This is a genomic window from Algoriphagus sp. (genome assembly GCF_029254265.1).
Classification (GTDB): domain Bacteria; phylum Bacteroidota; class Bacteroidia; order Cytophagales; family Cyclobacteriaceae; genus Algoriphagus.
Window position 1 is genome coordinate 1 of the sequence record NZ_JAQWXX010000024.1, and the last position, 20,735, is coordinate 20,735.

The window sequence follows — 20,735 nt, forward strand, 5'->3', positions numbered from 1 at the left end:
TGCAGTCAAGTTCAGTTTGGAAGCTTTTACTGAACTCTATGACTCCTTGACCTTTAAATATATCCATTTTGAGCGTTTGAAAAGCTATAAATATATGCAATTAAAAGGACACCTCTAAATCTTTATATGTTATTATTCAAAAAACTGCTTCTTAAATAAGTAATAATAAGGCTGCAGCATATGATGCTGGAAGATTTTTTCTTTGAGATCTGGAAAGCGTTTTTTGTATTCTTGATCAGGTTGTAGTACAATGAAAGTTCCTGCTCGAGAGTAATGATTACTTTCAACAAATTGAGGGGCTTGGAATTCAGGAATGGTTTTTAAAACCTGCTTTCCTGCCATTTCCCCTAGGTATTTTTCAAAATTCTGCTGTGATTTTTTTGTTGGTTTATCCAGCTTGTTGTAAACTTTCTTGAAGACAATGTTTTTGGGAAATTTTTGTTGTTTAATAAATCCAGAAACATCTGAAAATGGGTTGGTTTCAGAGAAATCATTTACAGTTTGAATAGAAAAAGGAACTTCAGGGACCCAATCCGCCGCATTTACTACATTGAAAGCCCAGCCACCCATTGTCCGGTTTTCATAGTCGTATGCAAAATTCAAGTTACCTGGCTTAGGTGCTGCAGATGCATATACTTTAATTCGAAGTTTTTCACCCCAAGCTCCAGCATCATTCAATTCCATGAGCATAGCTGCCATTAAATAAGTGATGGCGCCACCTTGACTATGTCCTGTGATAATAAAATCACGATATCCCATTTGAGTGAGCTCTTCCATTTTAGGTAAAAGGGATTCAGCCAAAGCTCCTGTAGAAAGCGTCCAACCCACATGAACATAAGCTTTTGGGTCTTTTGAAAAGTTATATTCAAATGTGTAATCTGTTCGAAATTTCATCTTACCCTGAGCGGGTATCATTGCTGAATAAAAATTAGCAAGCCAGGAAGTAGGATTAGGAATAGTACCACGAATAGAAAAAACTGCAAGTTTTTCTGTCTTATTAACCCAGAGATACCATTTGTTTTCTAATCCTACAGTTGGAGATTCAGATTCCTTGATTAGAGTTTTTGGTTTAGGAATTCCTTTTGAAAAACTGGAATCTGTAATGCTGTGTGCGAATATTCCGAGTATTTCTTCGTATTCATTTGGTTCAAATCCCTCTTTTAATTGGGCCTTTGAAGTGGTAGTAAATAGGAATATTAAGACGATAAAGAGGAAGCCGTATTTTTTCATTTTTTGGCAAAAGAAAAAGCGACATTTTGTAAGAGATGTCGCTTGATTTGGTTTTTTTATTCATCACTTCATACTAATGGATTTTTTTCCAGCGTCTTTCACTAGCCGGAAACCAACATTAGAAGTCCCGCTGTCAAATGATTGACCTTGGCGGGCAGAAGGTCGGTAATTCACGCAATAATTGTCAGCACAAAGGTAAGATCCTCCCTTGATGACACGTTCTTTTGCATAAGGGTTGTCAGGGTTATAGCATGGATTCATTCCTACATCGAGCTTGGGAGCCTGACCAGCGAGTCTTGCATATTTCAATGCATCATACCAGTCATCAGTCAATTCCCAGACATTTCCAATCATATCATAAAGTCCAAAGCTGTTTGGAGCAAAGGACTTCACAGGGGAAGTACCTACAAAGCCATCCATTCCCAAATTTTCATTTGGAAAATTACCTTGAAATGTATTTGCAAGGAATTGTCCATTTGGAGTCAGTTCATCACCCCAAGCGAATCGCTTTCCATTTGCTCCACCTCGGGCTGCAAATTCCCATTCAATTTCAGTTGGAAGGCGTTTGCCAGCCCATTCCGCATAGGCTTTGGCATCATCATAGGAAATATGCACGACAGGATGATTTTCTCTTCCTTCAATCGAACTTCCAGGACCTTCAGGATGCCTCCAGTTAGCACCAGCTACCCAACTCCACCACAACGAAATATCTTGTGTCGGTACGGCGTAAGGGGGAGGAGTAAAGACCATAGAGCCCGCAATAAGTACCGAGTCATCAGGTTTTGGTGTTCCTGGAGGAAGTTGCTGCTTTAAAAGTTCCCAATCTGGTTTTACCTCCGCAAGCGTCACATAACCTGTTTCTTCCACAAATTTCGCATATTCAGCGTTAGTCACTTCATGAACGTCCATCCAAAATCCTGAGACGGTAAGATCCACGGCAGGTTTTTCTGCGGCATACGCATCCATTTCATTGGTTCCCATTACAAATTCACCTCCTGGAATCCAAATCATCCCTTCTTCTTTTTCAGCAGGTTCTTCCTTAGAAGCTATAATCATCTTTTCCTCGTTCAATACCTCAGACTTTTGCTTTGAGTCGCAGGAGATGATCATTAAACTTAGAAATAGAACTGCAAGAATAGAATTTGATTTGGACATGATTTGGTACTTGTTTCTCTAAAAGTAAGTCATTCTTTCAAATTTTTGAAATTTGAGGTTCTGGATACGAATGGGAGTAAAAGAATTTTTGGCAAAAAAAAAGCGGCCTAGACCGCTTTAATTAACCTTCTGCAGCTGCAGCCGCAGCATGAAGTTTTCCAAGTTCCTGATCAATAGTCCAAAGACCGATTCCCTCTTCACCGATAATCTCGAATAATTCGAGAGCTCTCCTCGACATAGTCTCTTCTTCTCGCTGCTCAGTTACATACCACTGCATAAAGCTGAATGTAGCAAAGTCCTTTGCAGAAAAAGCATGATCTACAATGTTATTGATAGATTTGGTCACCTTGATTTCATGCTCCAAAATGAGTTCAAAGATTTCTCTCAAGGAATTGAAATTATGTCTGATTCCTGTAATCTCCGGCTGAATTGCATGTCCTCCAGCCTCATTGATGTAGTGGAATATTTTCATCATGTGCATCCGCTCCTCATCAGCATGAGTATAGAGATATTTAGATGCATTTTCATAGCCCATCATATGACACCAGGAGGCCATCGATAAATAGTAGGCTGAAGATTTTCCCTCCATTTCTACCTGTTGGTTGAGTAGACTTTCTGTATCCTCTAAAAGAGAGCGCTGAAGCGTTACAATTTCTTTCATCTGTTTATAATTTGATTTTTATGGGTCATATGGAATCTCGCATGTGATCCCGATAGCTATCGGGTTCCTCTGTGGATCGATTACAACATGCTCGATTTCATATTATTTCAATTTTGAATTAATTAAACTAAATATAGAGCTTATGGTTCCATCTTGTGCTGAATTAATTCAATTTGGAATTGATTTAATTAAAATTCTATCTCGAAAGCGGTGATGGGAAAACTGCCATACTTTCTTCTCCATCTTCCGCCACAGACTGAACAGCAAAGAAATAATTGTCTTTTGAATAAGGAAGTGTCAAAGTAGCTTCGGTAGTAAAAAACTTGCGTTCCCACATCGGAGAAGAGGTCTCACGCATTAACACATAGTAACCTTTTACTTTTCCGATCTTAGGTGCTTTCCAAAGTAAAATAGACTTGTTTGTTAAACCTCTTACGTCAATCTGTACTTCTTCAGGTACTCCTGCAGAATTTGCCAAAGAACTTAAAGACGCCAAGTTTACTGCTGACACTTTTCTTAAATATTCAAAGTCCATGAATTCCGGCAAGTCTCCGTACTGAATTCCGTTTTCTACCCGAACATTTTCGTGTTGGTGGTAAAAATTCTCATTCATTTCAGACATTCTCACTGCTGTAAAACCATTTCTGGCAAATGCAGTTTGATCTCCACCTCTCAAGAATCGATCGCTTCGATAGATTAATTTCACCTCGAATTGATCTACATAACGCTCTCCAACTTCCTTGATGTATCTGGCTAGTTGTCGTGATTTACTGTCATTTTCTGCGTTGGTGTAGGCTCTTTGTCTTGACATTTGCTCTGTTTCAAAAGCTGGGATCGTCTCGGAGAAAACCCGCATCTTGAGATTGTCACTTATCAAAGTCTCAGATGAATTACTGTTTCCAATAATGTCATTATTCAATACTCCGGCGATATTCCAACCCATTTCTTTGGCTTTGTCTGCTAAATAGGTGGCGCCTTTAAGTCCTTCTTCCTCACCTGTAAAAGTAACGAAAAGAATCGTAGCAGAAAATTCCTTTTTGGCTAAAACTCGAGCTAATTCAATAACAGCAGCTGTACCACTTCCATCGTCGTTTGCTCCGGGAGCAATGCCATCAGCGTCCATCACATTTTTATTCCTGGAATCCATATGACCCGATATCACAAAAATCCGGTCATCTGCGGGATTAGTGCCTTTCAAAGTAGCGATTACATTTGCAGCAGGAGAATCTTCTGTAATTCTACGTCCATCAGCTGGAATCGTGAAATTCTCAATTTCCGCTGTCATTCTTCCTCCGGATTGCTTCGCAAATTCATTGAATTTATTCAGGACATATCGTTGAGCAGCAGGCATTCCATTTTTTTCATCTCTATTCAAGGTGTGTCTTGAGGTGAATGAAGCCAAAGTCCTTACATAGTTTTCAAGCGAATCTGAAGATACTTCAGAAACTAATTGTGCGATCTCAGGATTTCGTTGCGTGATCGTCTGCGCAAAAAGCGATGGCGATGCTACCGCTAATAGAAGAGTAAGTAATTTTTTATACATCGTAGGGTCTGATTTATTCGATTGGCTTAAATTTATGGCATATAGTTAAGAGCTAAATCAAATTTTACATGAATAACATTCAAAAGCCCAGAGAAGGTGAATACGCAAATTATTTTAAAGGATATTTGGCATTGAATTCCACTGAACCCTATCAAAAACAGCTGATGACCCAAATTGAATCTTGTTTTTCATTGTTTGAAACAAAGGGTGAAGAATGGGCAAATAAAGCTTATGCAGAAGGTAAATGGACTCCTAAAGAAGTATTGGGACATATAATCGATACCGAAAGAATTATGACTTTTAGAGCGCTTTGCTTTGCAAGGGGGGAAAAGTCTTCTTTACCAGGATTTGAGCAGGATGAGTACGTGGCAAATGCTGAATTTAATCAAGTTCACTTTCAGGATTTGTTGGAAGATTTTAAAAATCAACGACTTGCTCTGCTGTCATTAATTAAAACACTTCCCGAAGACTCATTGTCAAATTTGGGTTTGGCAAGTGGCAACTCAATTTCACCAAGAGCATTGTTTTGGATAATTCCCGGGCATTTTGCGCATCACTTTTCTATTTTAAAAGAAAGATATTAATCATGAAAATTAAAATTGCTACTGTTGATGCCTTTGCATCTAAAGCATTTTCTGGAAACCCAGCTGCAGTTTGTCTTTTAGAAAACCCTCTTTCTAAATCAGAAATGCAGTCCATAGCTATGGAAATGAATCTCTCTGAGACAGCCTTTGTGGAACGTACCGAAACTCCCGGAGTATTTGGTTTAAGATGGTTTACGCCGACTCTTGAAATTGATCTTTGTGGTCATGCCACATTAGCTTCTGCATTTTGGATGTTTGAATCCGGCTGGGCCCAACCAGATCATTCCATTCGATTCGAGACTCTCAGTGGTGAATTGATTGTAAAGAAAACCGAAGATCAGCTGGAAATGGATTTTCCTTTGATCCCTACTTTCGAGGAAGTCCATCCATTTTTTAAAGAGTCATTTATGGGGAAGAGAATTTTCAGATCGGCTCAATTACGAAAAAATTGGATTTTTGAGTTGGAGAGTGCCGATGAGGTGGAAAATCTAAAGCCTGACTTTGATTTGATTGCGAAAAATAGTGAAGAAGGGATAATTGTCACAGCAACAGGAAAAGATTCTTTTGATATTTACAGTAGGTTTTTTGGACCTAATGTGGGAGTTCCTGAAGATCCGGTTACGGGTTTTGCTCATTGTGCATTGATGGACTACTGGAGTCGACATACCGGAAAGTTCCAATTGAAAGCTTACCAAGCGAGCAAAAGAGGAGGAGAACTCCATTTGGAAAAACATGATGATCGAGTAATCCTCAAGGGAAATGCGGTAAAAGTGCTTTTTGGAAGCCTTGAATTTTAAAAAAAGAAAATGGTAGAACCACTCTTAAATAAGCGAAAAAAAATAAGATATGCATTCCGCAACTTTACCAACTATTGGTTGACAGATGCCAGCTTTGGAGTGCTTTTATTGCTTTTGATTTTCACGGTTTTTGTACTTCCAATTCTAATTGAATACGGCCACGTACATTCAATTTTTGTGAATACAGTTTTCCTCTTTCTGTTTTTTACAGGTATTTGGTCTTCTAAAAACAATTCATTTATATTAATTACATCAATACTTTTTTTCGCTCAACTTGCACTTAGAATTCTTAGGTTTTCAGACTGGGAATTTGAATTTTATTTATCGGAAAGAATAGTCGGAATTATGAATATGATTGTTTTTATATTCCTGAATATTAGACTTTTATTTCGCGATTTTGAAGTAAATGTTTACCGAGTAATAGGGGCAATAAATGTCTATCTTCTTGTGGCTATTCTTGGAGCATTTGTTTTTGAGATTATTCACTTGATGACCGGATCCAGTATTTCTGGTGGTCCAAATCTGGCTGGAATAGATGAGGATTATGCCTATTATATTTATTTTAGTCTAGTATCACTTACTACTGTGGGTTTTGGGGATTTATATCCTGTCCAAATCATGGCCAAAATGCTCTCTGTCTTCCTTTCGACTATTGGCATTCTATACCCCGCAGTGGTCATAGCAAAACTTGTGGGCTCTAGTGGGCATGGGCAAAAAACTCCATAACTCCATTAGTGTAAATCTAGGTTTAGATTATTACTATGACTTGTAGATTTCAACTTAAGAATAAACCAAACAACCATGAAAAAACTAAATATTGCATTTCTATTGTTTTTGAGCATAAGCATTGCTTTTGCCCAGACTGAAAGACAAATCGAGATTGAATCCAAAGTAGAAACTACCCATGAGACGACAATCAAGGGTAAAAAAGTCCCATACAAAGCCACTGCCGGAACTCAACCGGTGTGGAACGAAGCAGGAAAGCCAATTGCTTCTCTTTTTTATACTTTTTATGAGCGTACAGATATAAGTGACAAGACGACGCGTCCTTTGGTTATTTCATTCAACGGTGGACCAGGTTCCGCTTCGATTTGGATGCATTTGGCTTATACAGGACCAGTTGTTTTGAAAATCGATGATGAAGGATATCCTGTACAGCCTTATGGAACCAAATCCAATCCCCATTCCATCTTGGATGTAGCGGATATTGTTTATGTTGATCCGGTAAATACCGGATATTCCAGAATCGTGGACCCTGAGGTTCCTAGATCCACTTTTTTCGGAATCAATCCTGATATCAAATATCTCGCAGATTGGGTGAATACTTTTGTGACTCGCCAAAATCGCTGGGCATCCCCAAAGTATTTGATTGGTGAAAGCTATGGTACTACAAGGGTAGCTGGTTTGGTTTCTCAGCTTCAAAATGCACATTGGATGTATTTCAACGGAGTAATTCTTGTTTCTCCTACCGATATGGGAATTGACCGTGATGGTCCAGTGAAAATGGCAAACTATCTTCCTTATTACACTGCTACAGCATGGTACCATAAGCAATTACCATCAGACCTTCAGAGCAAAGATTTAGATCAGATTTTGCCGGAGGCTGAAGCTTTTGCTGTCAATGAATTACTTCCTGCCATGGTGAAAGGCGGTAGTCTTTCTGATTCTGATCGCGATGCAATTGCTGCGAAAATGTCTCGCTATTCGGGAATCAGCAAAGAATCGATTTTATCTTATAATTTGATGGTACCGACCAGTTTCTTCTGGAAGGAATTGCTTCGAAAAGATGGATTGACTGTTGGTCGACTTGACTCTCGATATCGTGGAGTCGATCGAATGGATGCAGGAGATCGATATGATTTTGATCCAGCACTTACTTCTTGGAATCATGCTTTTGCGCCAGCTTTCAACATTTATGCAAAGAATGTCTTGAATTTTCAGACGGAATTAACATACAATTTATTCGGTCCAGTTTCTCCTTGGGATCGATCAAATGAAACTACTGGATACGACTTGGGAACTGCTATGCGTCAAAATCCATATTTACATTTGATGGTTCAGTCTGGATATTTTGATGGAGGTACTGATTTTTTCAATGCGAAATATAGCCTTCAGCATATTGATCCTACAGGAAAAATGAAAGATCGAACTTTCTTTAAAGGCTATCGAAGCGGACATATGATGTACTTGAGAGCTGAGGATTTGGCTACTTCAAATGAGGATATCCGACAGTTTATTGAGAATTCAAAAGTTGCTCCGGGAATGCCTGCTAAGTATTAGAATTAAGGAGCAAGATATCAGAATCAAGAAACTAGATATTTGAGAGCCAAGGATATAAATTATCCTTGGCTCTAATTATTTTATCCTGTTCATGAAATAATTCCGGAAGGTTGGGTAGTCCTCAATAGACTGCTCGCCTACGTATTCCCCCAATAGTGCATAAATGTCCGCTGGTTTTTTGCCGGATTTTCTTAGCGTTTGGATCGCTGCTGCTCCTTCAGATTTTGAAAGTTTTTTCTTTTTTGGGCCTTTTAGTAGCTGATGATGATAAAATGTAGTATCTAAAAACTCAGCTTTTGAAAGCTTTTCTGCAAGGGCAAGTTGTGCAAGGGTAGAACTGTAAAGGTCTTGTCCTCTTACAATCAGATCCACTCCAAAATGAAGATCATCAATCAAAGAAGTCAATTGGTAGGTAGGTTGATGGTCTTTCTTTCGAAGTAGAAAGAAAGCAATATCCGAAGGTAAAATCAATGAATTATCAAGTTGATTTGGATAGGATTTAAGTGAAACAAAATCTGTTTCCAATGCATTATATCTCCAAGTAACTTCTTTTCGATCTAAAGGTATTCGCCGGTCCTGGCAATGTCCCAAGTAATAGCCACTTGAATCCATCTCTTGGATTTTTTTTCGGGAACAGTCACAAGCGAATACGAGTTTTTTCTCTCGTATTTCTTCAAGAGCGTCTTGATAAAGAGAAGCACGGTGGGTTTGTGACCAATTACCTTCAAATTCATTCAAATTTCTGGGGCCCAAATCATATTCAAGCTCCAAGAAATCTAAGGTTTCAAAAATATCCTGAACATATTCTTCTCGATAGCGCTCCCGATCCAAATCATCAATTCGTAAGAGAATTTTTGCACTATGCTTTTCTGCTAATACTTTGGTTGCCAAAAAAGAATACAGATTTCCTAAGTGAAGAAAGCCGCTGGGTGTGGGAGCAAAGCGAGTGAGATTAAAATTCATTTCTCGAAAATAGTTAGATTCAGGAAAATAAGAACCATGAATAAAATCTACCTTTTATTTATTGCCGCAGTTATTTCAAGTTGTTCGACTCCATCTGATCAATTATCAGGACCGGAATTGATTCAGAAATCAATCGAATTTCACGATCCAAATCAATCATGGCCTAAGCTAAAAGCGACTTTCGAGTTTACAGATAGTTTACCAGCTCCAAGAGAGTCCAGATCATATTCTGTCAGTTTTGAGAATAATCTCTCCAAAATGGTTTACAGGAATCCTACTTTGAATTATATCGTTTGGAATGATTCAGTTCAGGTTTTTGAAGGTGAAATTGAAAATGAGCAGGCGATCCGTATGCGTAATTACTACACTTACCTCTGGGGTCTTCCGATGAAATTGAATGACCCAGCAACTCAAATCGATCAGGAGGTAAACAGGGAAGAATTGAACGGTAAAAGCTACCTCGTAGCACGAGTACCCTATGAAAAAGACATTTGGTATTTCTACATAGATCCAAATTCCTATCGATTGGAAGCCTATAAATTCTATCAAGATGAGCCTAATCAAAAAGGGGAGATAATCTATTTAGAGGGAGTAAAGGAATTCAAAGGATTGAAAATCCCCGCTAATCGAACATGGTATAGAACAGAGACTCCAGAGTTTTTAGGTACAGACAAGTTGATTGAAATCAAAGAATAGTGCCCTCAATTCTGACTATTAAGTTTCTTTAACTGATATAATTTTCTTTGAAAGTATAAAGCCCATAATTTTCGCCTTGATGAAAAAATGGGTTTTAGGCTTTTTCTTTTTACTGCATGCCAGTCTTGCTTTTGGGCAGTTATCCTATTCGGGAAATGTATTGGATTCCAATGATAAAAAATACCTTGAAGGTGTCTATCTCACGGTTTTGGGCACTTCAGCAAGTGATTCTACTAACGAGCGAGGCTATTTTAATTTGAAAGCAATCCCCGGTGATACGCTTTTGGTTAGTTTTCCTGGCTTTTTGGATCAGAAAATCCCGCTTACTGAAGACCGTTACCTGCAAATTCAAATTCAGGATAGAGCAAGATTTCTTCCAACTTTTGAGGTGAAATCAGAACCTTATGCTTTTCGATTCAAGGATGGTAAACTAACGGTCATCGATCCAAATGAAGTAATAGAAAAATCTCCCAAAGGACAAGTAACAGCCGGACCTTCAGGCTCTCCAAATGGTGGGTTTGCAGTCTATGGAGCGATTTCTTATTTCACCAAAAAGGCTAAACAAGCCCGGGAATATGAAAAAAAGAAGGAGTGGGATAGAAGGAGGGAAGGCTATTACGCAATTATTGAATCAGATTCAGTTAGGAGAAATCTGATGATAAAATATCAGTTAGATCGATCCCAGTGGGATAAAATCGTGATTCGATACAATGAAGGAAATGTGCATCATGAATTTTTGGATTGGCCAAAAGATCGAGTTTATGCACACTTTAATTCTTTTATAAGCAGAGAAAAAGACTGGATTTATTAAGTTTTTCGCTTGAAAGACCAGGTTACATAAAATCTGGCAACTTCTTCTCCTTTCGGATTTTTACCGCTTGAAACCATCATTAATTGTTCTGTGCCATTGACATCCATGCTATCGATGAGTTCGAATAATTCGATTCCCTGGTTGCAGGTGAAGGTGATCTTCTCGTTTGCTTTTTTGAAGTATTCAGCTCTAAAACCAACCACCAACATCGAAAATTTCCCTTTTCCTGCTAGTGCCAATTGGCAAAGTGCTCCCGTGCTAAGCTCGGCCGCACCAGCTAAAGCTGCGAAATAAATGGATTTAAAAGGGTTTTGTGAGCGCCAGAAATAGGGTATGGTTACTTCACATTTTTCTGTGGATAGACTTTTGATTTTAAAACGCCAAAAAACTGCCGAGGGAAGTTTGGCAAGCATAGCAAACCAAAATACTAGGGGATTGACCATTTTCTTTTGATAATCCAGCGCTTGGCTATTTAAAGAGATTTGCGTTTTTTGAGCTTCCATAAAATTCATTTTACCCTTAAAGTAAAGAAAAAAATATTCTGGTACTTAATTTGAATCTTACATTAATAAAATCAATCACGATGAAAAAAATTATCACTTTTATAGCATTAGGATTTGTGCTCTATGCCTGTTCTAAAGTTCCTTTAACAGGGAGAGCCAGACTCGATGCTGTTTCTGATGCTGAGATTATGCCCTTAGTCAATGAACAATACAGTCAAGTGTTGAAAGAAGAAAAAGTTGTCACCAATACCTCTCAAGGACAAGCTGTAGTCCGAGTTGGAAAGCGAATGGCAGCAGCAGTAGAAAAATTTTTGGTTCAGGAGGGATATCCTGAAATCGCCGCTTCATTTGATTGGCAATTTAATTTAATTCAAAGTGACCAAGTCAATGCATGGTGCATGCCAGGAGGGAAAGTAGCATTCTACACGGGTATTATGCCTATTACCCAGGATGATACTGGGATTGCAGTCGTGATGGGACATGAAATTGCCCATGCGGTTGCTTCACATTCCAGAGAGCGAATGTCTAATGGCCTGTTGGCAAATTTTGGAATGAGCATGCTCTCCTCAGCAATTGGTCAGAATCCTACGTTGACTCAAGCCATTTTCCTCCAATCGATAGGTATTGGAAGTGAATTGGGAATGCTAAGCTTTTCAAGAAGGCATGAATTGGAAGCTGATGAATTGGGGTTGATTTTTATGGCTGTTGCCGGGTATGATCCTCGTCAAGCACCTATATTTTGGGAAAGAATGTCCGCAGTTGGGGGAGGTTCACCCCCAGAGTTTCTTTCCACTCACCCTGGTCCAGAATCAAGAATTGAAAAATTGAATCAGCAGATGCCAAAGGCGATGCAATATTATGAAGCGGCGAAATAATACAGAAAGAGACATACTAGTATCAAGAAGCTAGAATCAAGATTCAAGAAATAGAGTCAAGAGTTGAGAACCAAATTGCAAATCCCCTTGGAATGCGCTCAAATATCGGAGAATGATTGTGAGCAACATTACCAAGGGGAATTTGATTAAATCAAGTGGTGCTTGTTGATTGTAAGAGTTTTGTATGAAAACAAAAATCCTTCAAGCCAATCTATTAGGAGGTGCTTTTTTATCGAAATGATGAAAGTGAGTTTCACTGATTAAATCCTCTCAATTTCACTTGAGTAAGTTTTCGCTTTGTGTCTAACGGGAAATCGCCACGCATCATCCAATCATAATAACCCGGTTCTTCTTTCAAAACTTGGGTGATGGTTTTTCCTTTTTGCTTCCCAAAGTTGAATACCTCTTCGCCTTTGTCATTGAAGACAAAGCGTCCAGCCAGATCAACCATCTTTTCATTGAGTAGCTCATGAAGCTTTTTCATATCATTTTCAAAAACCCCTAGTTTATTTCCTTGCAAATCCTCCATTTCCTCCCCGAGGTATCGCTCGACTTGAGCCTTGAACACATCTAAAGTTGCAAGTGTATCTGCTTCGGCACTATGGGCGTTTTTGAGATCTTTTCCACAATAGAATTTGTATGCTGCCGTCAAATTCCTCTTTTCCATCATATGGAAGATCTTTTGAGAATCCAATAGATTTCGTTTATCGAGATCAAATTCAATTCCTGATCTCAAAAACTCTTCTACTAAAAGCGGGATATCATATTTCAGCACATTAAAACCGGAAAGGTCTGATTGGCCGATAAAGGTGAATATCTCTCTCGACAAATCCTTAAAAGTGGGTTTGTCTTTAATGTCTTTATCATAAATACCGTGAATCAAGGATGCTTCCAAAGGAATGGGTATTGTAGGATTAACCTGTCTGGTATAAATATCTTGCCCTCCGTCAGGATGAAGTTTAACGATCGAAATCTCTACGATTCGATCTGTGGAAATATTTGTCCCGGTAGCCTCTAGGTCAAAAAATGCAATGGAGTTTCTTAAATTTAATTTCATGATTAGTTGAATTTTGCTTTGATTACTTCGAGATCCATATTGTCGTAGTTTCCCGAACTCATCAAGAGTAGGTTGGAATTGGAGTAGTCCAGCGATAAAAGAAAATCCTTTAATGCTGAGCTATCAGTGAATAGTTTTAGGTCAGGTCGCTTGAATCCGGCTCTGAGAGTTTCCTGATCCATTAATTCAAGTTTTTTTAAAGCAACAGCATGAGGATTGAGATAAACCACTGCAATATCTGCAGGATTCATCGTATGTGCGTAGTTAGGTAGAAAATCCTTATTCAAAGACGAGTAAGTATGTAATTCCTGCACGGCGATCAATTGACGATCCGGGAATTGAGTTTTTACTGCCTTGACTGTGGCCTGAAGCTTAGATGGAGCATGGGCAAAATCACGATAAATAGTACTGGATCCAGTGTCTAGGATGACCTCTTGCCTTTTTGCTGCACCTTTGAATGTTTGGATACTCTTGTAAAATGCTTCTGGTAAAATCCCAATTGACTTACAGATATTCATAGCTCCCTGCAAATTTTGAAGATTATGCTCTCCGAAAATTTGAATTGGTACAAGTCCATTTTCTGTTTTTAGAAAGGTTTTTCCTCCTTCAATCAAAGATGGATGTGCGATGTATGGAGTTTTCTTTCCTTTAATCTCTGCATTCTCAGCGGCAGTTTTTACTAATGGATCGGCTTCACAATAAATCAACTCACCGTTTGCTGGAGTCATTTCCATAAACTGGCTAAAGAGTGATTTGTATCCTTCAAAATCCGGAAAAACATTAAAATGATCCCAGGCGATCCCACTGACAAGTGCAATATCATGCTTGTAGTGAAAAAATTTGGAGGTTCGATCCAATGGTGAGGTCAAGTATTCATCTCCTTCAATAATGATGATTGGCGCATCCGAAAGTCTAACCATCAGGTCAAAACCTTCGATTTGAGCACCTACCAAGTAATCAAAATCTACATTTTGATCTTTCAATACATGAAGAATTATCGAGGTAATGGAAGTTTTTCCATGTGAGCCTCCAATTACTACTCTTTTTTTATCCTGACTTTGATTGAATATGAATTCAGGAAAAGAGTAAACAGGAATTCCCAACTCCTGTGCTTTTTGAAGTTCTGGATTTTCCAATCGGGCATGCATTCCCAGAATGATGCCGTCTAAATCTGGAGTGATCTTATTGGGAAACCAACCATATTCTTTTGGAAGAATGCCTGCTTTTTCGAGTCGAGTTCGTGATGGCTCATAGATTTCATCATCAGAACCTGTGACTTGATACCCTTTTTCTACCAAGGCTAAAGCCAAATTATGCATCACAGCCCCTCCAATCGCGATGAAATGATATTTGTTCATTCTTTTGGTTGGTATAGTTTTATTAATTTTCCAAACTTAAAAATAAAAGATGGCCTACTCGAATCGAAAGCTCTTTAAATAGAAAGATTTTTTGAAGCAAGCTATTTCATTACTTTCGCGGTCCTAATAATTCAACATGCTCCCTGATAAATTTGCCTATCTCATACTAGCCTTACTTTATATGATTCCTTGGGGTATTATTTACTTCAAGAGTCCTTGGAAAAGTGGTATGATAAAAGTAGGAGCCGTCGGGGGATTGATGGGGATAGTAGCAGAAGTTTGGTATTTCAGAGATTATTGGCGTCCACCTACACTTTTTGGTGAGGGAGTAGTTGGGATCGAGGATTATATTATTGGCTTTGCCTTGTTTGGGGTAGGAGGTTATATTCATTCTTCTTTTACAAAAAAAGAGATCAATTTCAGCAAACAAACGCCTGCCAAAAACCGAGATTTCTTTTTCTTGTTTCTTATCGGCTGCGGCAGCTTAACGGTCTTTAGCATGCTTTTAGGCATTCATTCCGGATATGTGACTTTCCTGACGTTTTTTCTTCTATCCGTTTACATTTGGATTCAGCGACCAGATTTGATTGGATTATCAATTATTTCGGCTTTTGCCACTTTAGGGATTTCATTTTTGATTTATTACATCAATTTTAATTTATTCTTCCCGCATTTCTGGGATAAATACGGAATGCTCAAAAAACCCATTTTAGGGATAGAGATTATGAATATTCCATTTTCTGAGATGCTATGGCACTTTACTTGGGCAATGCTTTGCAGTATGTTTCGAGGTTATAGAAATGGTGTTTATTATAAATAGTTAAGGCTCATGGGCTTGATTTTTGCTTTGATTGATGTTGATAACTTTTGTAAAAGTTGTTCAAAACTCTTGATTTAAAGCGAATACATTTGTTTTATGACCGAAAAGAATCCAAACCCAAGAATCACACGAAAACCCAATTTTTCTAATCCTCCTTCTCAGTTAGGTAAAGTACCACCTCAAGCCACTGATCTTGAAGAGGCTGTTCTTGGTGCTTTGATGCTTGAAAAAGACGCGCTTACCAATGTGATTGATATCCTTAAGGTAGAAAGCTTTTACAAGGATTCACACCAAGTGATTTTTCAAGCTATTTTGGATTTGTTTACTGAAAGTCAGCCAATTGATTTGCTTACTGTCACTTCCCAGCTTCGGAAAAATGGTGCTTTGGAAGTTGCTGGCGGAGCATTTTATGTCACTGAATTGACTTCCAAAGTAGCTTCAGCTGCCAATATTGAATACCACGCTCGTATCATCACAGAACAATCTATTAAGCGTGAAATGATTCGAATCTCTTCTGATATTCAGCGGGATGCTTACGAGGAAACTACTGATGTTTTTGAGCTCTTGGATAAAATGGAGCAGAGTCTTTTTGAGATTTCTGAGAAGAATATTCGAAAGAACTATTCCGATATGAAGTCTATTATGCGCGAAGCAATTATAGAATTAGAAGCCAGAAAACTTCAAAAAGATGGGTTGACAGGGGTTCCTTCAGGTTTTACAGCATTGGATCGTGTGACTTCCGGTTGGCAAAAATCTGACTTGGTTATTATCGCCGCAAGACCTGCGATGGGAAAGACTGCATTCGTTCTTTCAGTGTTGAGAAATGCCGCTGTGGATCACAATAAGCCAGTGGCAATTTTCTCCCTGGAAATGTCATCAATTCAGCTGGTAAATCGATTAATCAGTTCGGAAGCTGAACTAGATTCTGAAAAAATCAAAAAGGGATCATTGGCAGAGCACGAATGGGCTCAGTTGGTACATAAAACAGCAAAACTCTCTAAAGCTCCGCTCTTCGTAGATGATACTCCTGCTCTTTCAATATTGGAATTGAGAGCAAAATGCAGAAAGCTTAAAGCTCAGCATGATATTCAAATGATCGTAATTGATTATTTGCAGCTTATGTCAGGAGACTCCAAGGGTGGAGTAGGAGGAAACCGAGAGCAGGAAATTGCGAGTATTTCCAGAGCATTAAAGAAAATCGCTAAAGAATTAGCGGTTCCTGTTATTGCCCTGTCCCAATTATCCAGAGCAGTAGAAACTAGAGGGGGAGATAAGCGTCCACAACTTTCAGATTTGAGAGAATCAGGAGCTATCGAGCAAGATGCGGATATGGTAATGTTCCTTTACCGCCCAGAATACTATGGGATTACTGAAGATGAGGATCACAATTCTACCCAAGGAGTAGGTGAAGTGATCATCGCCAAGCATAGAAATGGTTCTTTAGATACCGTGAAGCTTCGATTTATTGGTAAATACACCAAATTCACCGATTTGGATCACTTTGGGAATATGCAAAACCCTGCTACTGCCAATGAAGTTTACAGGCCTTCATTCTCTAGTCAGTCCAGTGGTGTTTCGGAATTTGACAGTGGCAACACAATCAAACTTCAAAGTCGAGCTAATGATGATTCCGATGATCTTTTAGATCGAAATGATCGTCCAACATCCTTCTAAAAATCCATGAAAGCCATAACGCTAGACCAATCTACTGAAGAGAAAATTAATTATACCGAGATCCAAACACGGATGTTAAATCCTGGAGAAGTTCGGATTTTAATAAAAGCAGCTGCTTTAAATCATCGAGATGAATGGTGTAGGCAAGGTCTATATCCTAATTTGAAGGATGGAATTATCTTAGGTTCTGACGGAGCAGGAATTATCACTGAACTTGGTGAGGGGGTAAATCCTGATTTTTTGGGCAAAGAAGTTATCATCAATCCAGCTTTGAATTGGGGTCAAAACCAAAAAGCCCAAGGTTCGGATTTTGAGATCTTGGGAATGCCGAATCACGGTACTTTAGCCGAATCGATTATAGTGCCTGTAGACCGTGTTCATTCGAAGCCAAATCATCTTTCTTGGGAAGAAGCTGCTGCTTTGCCTTTGGCGGGTCTGACGGCTTATCGGGCCGTTTCCTACCAAGGTCAACTTCAGAAAGGCGAGACGTTATTGGTTACTGGGTTTGGTGGAGGAGTAGCTCAATTTGCTGCACAATTCGGTTTAGCACTTGGTGCTAAACTTTATGTAAGTAGCAGCAATCCTGCAAAAATTGAAAAAGCCTTAGAATTGGGAGCTATAAAAGGTTTTAACTACCAAGATCACAATTGGATTTCTCAGGCTCAGGAATCAGTCGGAGGATTTGATTTAATTATTGACAGTGCAGCTGGAGATACCTTGAATCACCTTGTGCAAGTAGTGAAGCCGGGTGGAAAGATCGTTTTTTTTGGAGCGACCCTTGGAAACCCATCCAAGCTAGAAGCCAGGAAAATTTTCTGGAATCAGATTAAAATTATTGGGACGACGATGGGGTCTGATGAGGATTTCAAAGGAATGCTGGATTTGGTTAAAAACCATAAAATTAAGCCATTGGTAGATTCCGTTTTCACTTTTGATAAGGCTGTGGAGGCATTTAACAGAATGCGAGATGGAAAGCAATTAGGAAAGATTGTGCTGGTTCCTCAGACTTCCTGATAAGTTTCCATAAACTCCTTTCGTGCTACTCGATAAATTTCTTTGTTTTCTGGAGGAATAATTAAGAAATCTCCCGTCCTCACCAACATGGTGTCTTTCCATGGTGCCTGAAATTCAAGTCGATCGCTTCCTCCAAAGTGTTTCAAATCATCGGCTGTAAATTCATAGCCTCTCATAATCCCTTTTGGTTTGTAAGAAGCCCAACCTTCACCTAATGAGTGAACCATTTCATATTTAGATTCAAAAATTTCCGGTTTGATCAAGTATTTTTCCTCTGAGCTAGTCTGGTTTTCTACGAGCCAATCTCCTTCTTCAGCAGTATTTCTAGTTTCCTCTCCATCACTTGTCTTGGTAACTACTAATAATCCAGGAACTGCTTTTTTGGCTCGTATCAGACTTTTTTTACGATATTTCGCCCCCTTAGCTTCAAAAATCGGAAGAAAATAATCAAGCATATTTTGTTGTGTAATCATTTTTTTGGGAGGATTAAATGGGAAAGGAAAGAATAATAATTTACGAACAAAGAAGCTAACACTGGTAATTTATGAGCCTGATTTTGATCAGTCTTCTAAATCATTTTCGAAACAAAAATTTTGAAAAGCATTTTGGAGTTCACGGTAGGCTTTTTCATTTTCTTGACTTCTTGCTAGCTCAATTCCATCCCTAAAAACTTTTTCGGACTTTTTCAATTCATCACGTTCAGCAAAAAAGTGTGCCGCGGTGAAATAGGTTGGCAAATAACTATTATGAGATGAAAGTAGTTTATCAAACAACTTACTTGTCTTTTCAGGGTCAGAATCTTGATATTCCAATGCTAAGGCATACCAGTTAAAAGGATTTTCAGGTTCTTCTTCCGAGAATTGTTCGAGAAGCTTGATTCGTTCCAAATTGCCCATGAATAGTTTTTATCTTTAAGTCCTTACTGTTAATTTCACGTGAAATAAATCTAAAATAATATAATCCTAAACCAATGAAGATTCTTGTTTGTATCACCCACGTACCAGATACGACCTCTAAGATTCAGTTTACTGCCGACAATACCAAGTTTGATAATACCGGAGTTCAGTTTATTATCGGTCCATATGATGACTATGCATTAGCAAGAGCGGTGGAATTGAGAGATCAAACTGGAGGAAAGCTTACTGTTCTTAATGTCGGAGAAGCTGAAACAGAACCAACTTTACGTAAAGCACTGGCTATTGGTGCTGATGAAGCGATCCGTGTAAATTCCAATCCAAAGGATTCATTTTTTGTGGCAAAGCAAATTGCGCATTATGCCAAAGAAGGTGGATATGATTTGATCTTGATGGGAAGAGAATCCATTGATTTCAATGGAGGTATGGTTCATGGAATGGTTGGTGAGTTATTAAATATGCCATCCTTCTCGCCTGTAATGAAGCTGGAAGTGGAAGGTAATATGGTGAAAATGGCAAGAGAAATTGAAGGTGGAAAAGAGCTTTTAGAAGCTTCATTGCCATTGATCGCTGGTTGCCAAGAGCCGATTGCAGAATGGAAAATACCGAATATGAGAGGGATTATGTCAGCCCGAACCAAGCCTCTGAACGTAGTTGACGTGGTGTCTGATGAAACTCAAGCTGAAGCTACAAGCTACCAACTTCCCCCTGCAAAAGGATCAGTAAAATTGGTTGATAAAGATAACGTGGAGGAGCTGGTAAGGCTTCTGAAAAACGAAGCGAAAGTACTTTAGTCAACCTATTTCAACCCATTATAAATTAAGATATTATGTCAATATTAGTATACATAGAACATTCCGAAGGAAAAGTTAAAAAGACAAGTTTGGAAGCAGTTGCTTTTGCCAAAGCATTAAGCCAACAGACAGGAGAAGGAGATGTAGTTGCTGTGGCACTTGGAACTGTTTCCAATGATGAATTAGCAGCAGTCGGCGGAGCAGGTGCAACAAAGGTATTGCATGCTGAAGATTCCAGATTGGATGCGGGTGTTATTCAGGCACACGCCTCAGCAGTAGCCCAAGCCTTTCAAAAAGAACAATCCAAAACTTTGGTTCTAGCGAAATCTTCTCTTGGAGATGCTGTTGCTGCCCGATTGGCAATTAAATTGGAAGCTGGATTGGTTTCTAATGTAGTAGAATTGCCTAAAACAAATGGTGAGTATCTTGTGAAAAGGAGTATCTACACAGGAAAAGCTTTTGCTGAAACAAATGTGACAACTGATCATAAAATACTAGCAATAAAGAAAAATGCAATCGATTTGAAATTGGATGATTCCAAAGCTACTGTAGAGTCGTTTGCAGTTAATCTCTCTGATTCAGACTTTGCTTCAAAGATTACTTCAACCGAGCGTGCTACCGGCGAAGTGCTACTTCCAGAGGCTGATATTGTAGTTTCTGGAGGAAGAGGTCTGAAAGGTCCTGAAAACTGGGGAATGATTGAAGATATGGCTAAAATTCTTGGTGCTGCAACTGGTTGTTCTAAGCCTGTCTCTGATATAGGATGGAGGCCACATCACGAACATGTGGGACAAACAGGAGTGAAAGTCGCACCAAGTTTATATATTGCTATAGGAATTTCAGGCGCGATTCAACATCTTGCCGGTGTTAACTCTTCAAAATGCATCGTAGTGATCAATAAGGATCCTGAGGCACCTTTCTTCAAAGCCGCAGATTATGGGATTGTTGGAGATGCTTTCGAAGTAGTACCAAAACTAAATGAAGCGCTTAAAGCTGAATTGTAAAT

At 38.9% G+C, this 20,735-nt stretch carries 22 protein-coding genes; 12 read left to right on the top strand and 10 right to left on the bottom strand.

Annotated elements, in window-relative coordinates:
• Positions 1 to 132: 132 nt before the first annotated feature.
• From P8O16_RS02410 to P8O16_RS02425, 4 genes are all read right to left on the bottom strand, one after another.
• Complete coding sequence (locus tag P8O16_RS02410) at positions 133 to 1,230, bottom strand: lipase family protein (RefSeq protein WP_300310490.1); 1,098 nt, start codon at positions 1,228 to 1,230, stop codon at positions 133 to 135.
• Between the two features lie 63 nt (positions 1,231 to 1,293).
• Positions 1,294 to 2,385 carry a formylglycine-generating enzyme family protein gene (locus P8O16_RS02415; protein ID WP_300310492.1) on the bottom strand — a complete coding sequence of 364 codons (1,092 nt, stop codon included), beginning with the start codon at positions 2,383 to 2,385 and terminating at the stop codon, positions 1,294 to 1,296.
• Between the two features lie 121 nt (positions 2,386 to 2,506).
• Positions 2,507 to 3,046, bottom strand: a complete 540-nt coding sequence (locus tag P8O16_RS02420; RefSeq protein ID WP_300310494.1) for a ferritin — start codon at positions 3,044 to 3,046, stop codon at positions 2,507 to 2,509.
• Positions 3,047 to 3,242: 196 nt separating this feature from the next.
• Complete coding sequence (locus P8O16_RS02425) at positions 3,243 to 4,589, bottom strand: M20/M25/M40 family metallo-hydrolase (RefSeq protein ID WP_300310496.1); 1,347 nt, start codon at positions 4,587 to 4,589, stop codon at positions 3,243 to 3,245.
• A gap of 68 nt (positions 4,590 to 4,657) precedes the next feature.
• Between P8O16_RS02425 and P8O16_RS02430 the strand changes: the two genes are divergently transcribed.
• The 4 genes from P8O16_RS02430 (at position 4,658) to P8O16_RS02445 (ending at position 8,250) form a co-directional block, all read left to right on the top strand.
• On the top strand, positions 4,658 to 5,173 hold the full coding sequence (locus P8O16_RS02430; protein WP_300310498.1) for a DinB family protein: 516 nt from the start codon (positions 4,658 to 4,660) through the stop codon (positions 5,171 to 5,173).
• 2 nt (positions 5,174 to 5,175) lie between these two features.
• On the top strand, positions 5,176 to 5,970 hold the full coding sequence (locus P8O16_RS02435; RefSeq protein WP_300310500.1) for a PhzF family phenazine biosynthesis protein: 795 nt from the start codon (positions 5,176 to 5,178) through the stop codon (positions 5,968 to 5,970).
• 9 nt (positions 5,971 to 5,979) lie between these two features.
• Positions 5,980 to 6,696, top strand: coding sequence for a potassium channel family protein (locus P8O16_RS02440; protein WP_300310502.1), 717 nt, complete (start codon positions 5,980 to 5,982; stop codon positions 6,694 to 6,696).
• A gap of 75 nt (positions 6,697 to 6,771) precedes the next feature.
• Positions 6,772 to 8,250: a carboxypeptidase gene (locus P8O16_RS02445; RefSeq protein ID WP_300310505.1), complete on the top strand. Its 1,479-nt coding sequence runs from the start codon at positions 6,772 to 6,774 to the stop codon at positions 8,248 to 8,250.
• A 75-nt stretch (positions 8,251 to 8,325) separates the two neighbouring features.
• Here the strand turns inward: P8O16_RS02445 and P8O16_RS02450 are convergent, their stop codons facing one another.
• Positions 8,326 to 9,213 carry a glutamate--tRNA ligase family protein gene (locus P8O16_RS02450; protein ID WP_300310507.1) on the bottom strand — a complete coding sequence of 296 codons (888 nt, stop codon included), beginning with the start codon at positions 9,211 to 9,213 and terminating at the stop codon, positions 8,326 to 8,328.
• 36 nt (positions 9,214 to 9,249) lie between these two features.
• On the opposite strand from P8O16_RS02450, the gene P8O16_RS02455 reads away from it, so the two are divergent.
• Together P8O16_RS02455 and P8O16_RS02460 are read left to right on the top strand one after the other, a co-directional pair.
• On the top strand, positions 9,250 to 9,909 hold the full coding sequence (locus P8O16_RS02455) for a DUF6503 family protein (RefSeq protein ID WP_300310509.1): 660 nt from the start codon (positions 9,250 to 9,252) through the stop codon (positions 9,907 to 9,909).
• A 79-nt stretch (positions 9,910 to 9,988) separates the two neighbouring features.
• Positions 9,989 to 10,720, top strand: coding sequence for a carboxypeptidase-like regulatory domain-containing protein (locus P8O16_RS02460; protein WP_300310511.1), 732 nt, complete (start codon positions 9,989 to 9,991; stop codon positions 10,718 to 10,720).
• Here P8O16_RS02460 and P8O16_RS02465 read toward each other — a convergent pair.
• Positions 10,717 to 11,223 carry a DUF4442 domain-containing protein gene (locus P8O16_RS02465; protein WP_300310513.1) on the bottom strand — a complete coding sequence of 169 codons (507 nt, stop codon included), beginning with the start codon at positions 11,221 to 11,223 and terminating at the stop codon, positions 10,717 to 10,719. The two genes, P8O16_RS02460 and P8O16_RS02465, sit on opposite strands and share 4 nt — an antisense overlap.
• An 80-nt stretch (positions 11,224 to 11,303) precedes the next feature.
• On the opposite strand from P8O16_RS02465, the gene P8O16_RS02470 reads away from it, so the two are divergent.
• Positions 11,304 to 12,098 carry a M48 family metallopeptidase gene (locus tag P8O16_RS02470; RefSeq protein WP_300310515.1) on the top strand — a complete coding sequence of 265 codons (795 nt, stop codon included), beginning with the start codon at positions 11,304 to 11,306 and terminating at the stop codon, positions 12,096 to 12,098.
• A gap of 253 nt (positions 12,099 to 12,351) precedes the next feature.
• Here P8O16_RS02470 and P8O16_RS02475 read toward each other — a convergent pair whose 3' ends face one another.
• Complete coding sequence (locus tag P8O16_RS02475) at positions 12,352 to 13,155, bottom strand: 3'-5' exonuclease (RefSeq protein WP_300310517.1); 804 nt, start codon at positions 13,153 to 13,155, stop codon at positions 12,352 to 12,354.
• Positions 13,156 to 13,157: 2 nt separating this feature from the next.
• Positions 13,158 to 14,513 (bottom strand): Mur ligase domain-containing protein, encoded by a 1,356-nt coding sequence (murC, locus tag P8O16_RS02480; protein WP_300310518.1) that lies wholly within the window; start codon positions 14,511 to 14,513, stop codon positions 13,158 to 13,160.
• A gap of 136 nt (positions 14,514 to 14,649) precedes the next feature.
• Here murC and P8O16_RS02485 point away from each other — a divergent pair, with 136 nt between their 5' ends.
• The 3 genes from P8O16_RS02485 (at position 14,650) to P8O16_RS02495 (ending at position 18,021) form a co-directional block, all read left to right on the top strand.
• Positions 14,650 to 15,333, top strand: coding sequence for a lycopene cyclase domain-containing protein (locus P8O16_RS02485; RefSeq protein WP_300310520.1), 684 nt, complete (start codon positions 14,650 to 14,652; stop codon positions 15,331 to 15,333).
• Positions 15,334 to 15,429: 96 nt separating this feature from the next.
• Positions 15,430 to 17,007, top strand: coding sequence for a replicative DNA helicase (dnaB, locus tag P8O16_RS02490; RefSeq protein WP_300310522.1), 1,578 nt, complete (start codon positions 15,430 to 15,432; stop codon positions 17,005 to 17,007).
• A gap of 6 nt (positions 17,008 to 17,013) precedes the next feature.
• Positions 17,014 to 18,021 (top strand): zinc-binding dehydrogenase, encoded by a 1,008-nt coding sequence (locus P8O16_RS02495; RefSeq protein ID WP_300310524.1) that lies wholly within the window; start codon positions 17,014 to 17,016, stop codon positions 18,019 to 18,021.
• Here the strand turns inward: P8O16_RS02495 and P8O16_RS02500 are convergent.
• Both P8O16_RS02500 and P8O16_RS02505 read right to left on the bottom strand, forming a co-directional pair.
• Positions 18,009 to 18,494, bottom strand: a complete 486-nt coding sequence (locus P8O16_RS02500; RefSeq protein WP_300310526.1) for a hypothetical protein — start codon at positions 18,492 to 18,494, stop codon at positions 18,009 to 18,011. The genes P8O16_RS02495 and P8O16_RS02500 overlap by 13 nt on opposite strands.
• An 87-nt stretch (positions 18,495 to 18,581) precedes the next feature.
• The gene (locus P8O16_RS02505) at positions 18,582 to 18,917 is read right to left on the bottom strand and encodes a tetratricopeptide repeat protein (protein WP_300310528.1); all 336 of its coding nucleotides are present in this window, start codon (positions 18,915 to 18,917) and stop codon (positions 18,582 to 18,584) included.
• 74 nt (positions 18,918 to 18,991) lie between these two features.
• Between P8O16_RS02505 and P8O16_RS02510 the strand changes: the two genes are divergently transcribed.
• Together P8O16_RS02510 and P8O16_RS02515 are read left to right on the top strand one after the other, a co-directional pair.
• On the top strand, positions 18,992 to 19,729 hold the full coding sequence (locus P8O16_RS02510) for an electron transfer flavoprotein subunit beta/FixA family protein (protein ID WP_300310530.1): 738 nt from the start codon (positions 18,992 to 18,994) through the stop codon (positions 19,727 to 19,729).
• 35 nt (positions 19,730 to 19,764) lie between these two features.
• A complete protein-coding gene (locus tag P8O16_RS02515; RefSeq protein WP_300310532.1) occupies positions 19,765 to 20,733 on the top strand; it encodes an electron transfer flavoprotein subunit alpha/FixB family protein in 969 nt (322 codons plus the stop codon).
• Positions 20,734 to 20,735 lie beyond the last annotated feature (2 nt).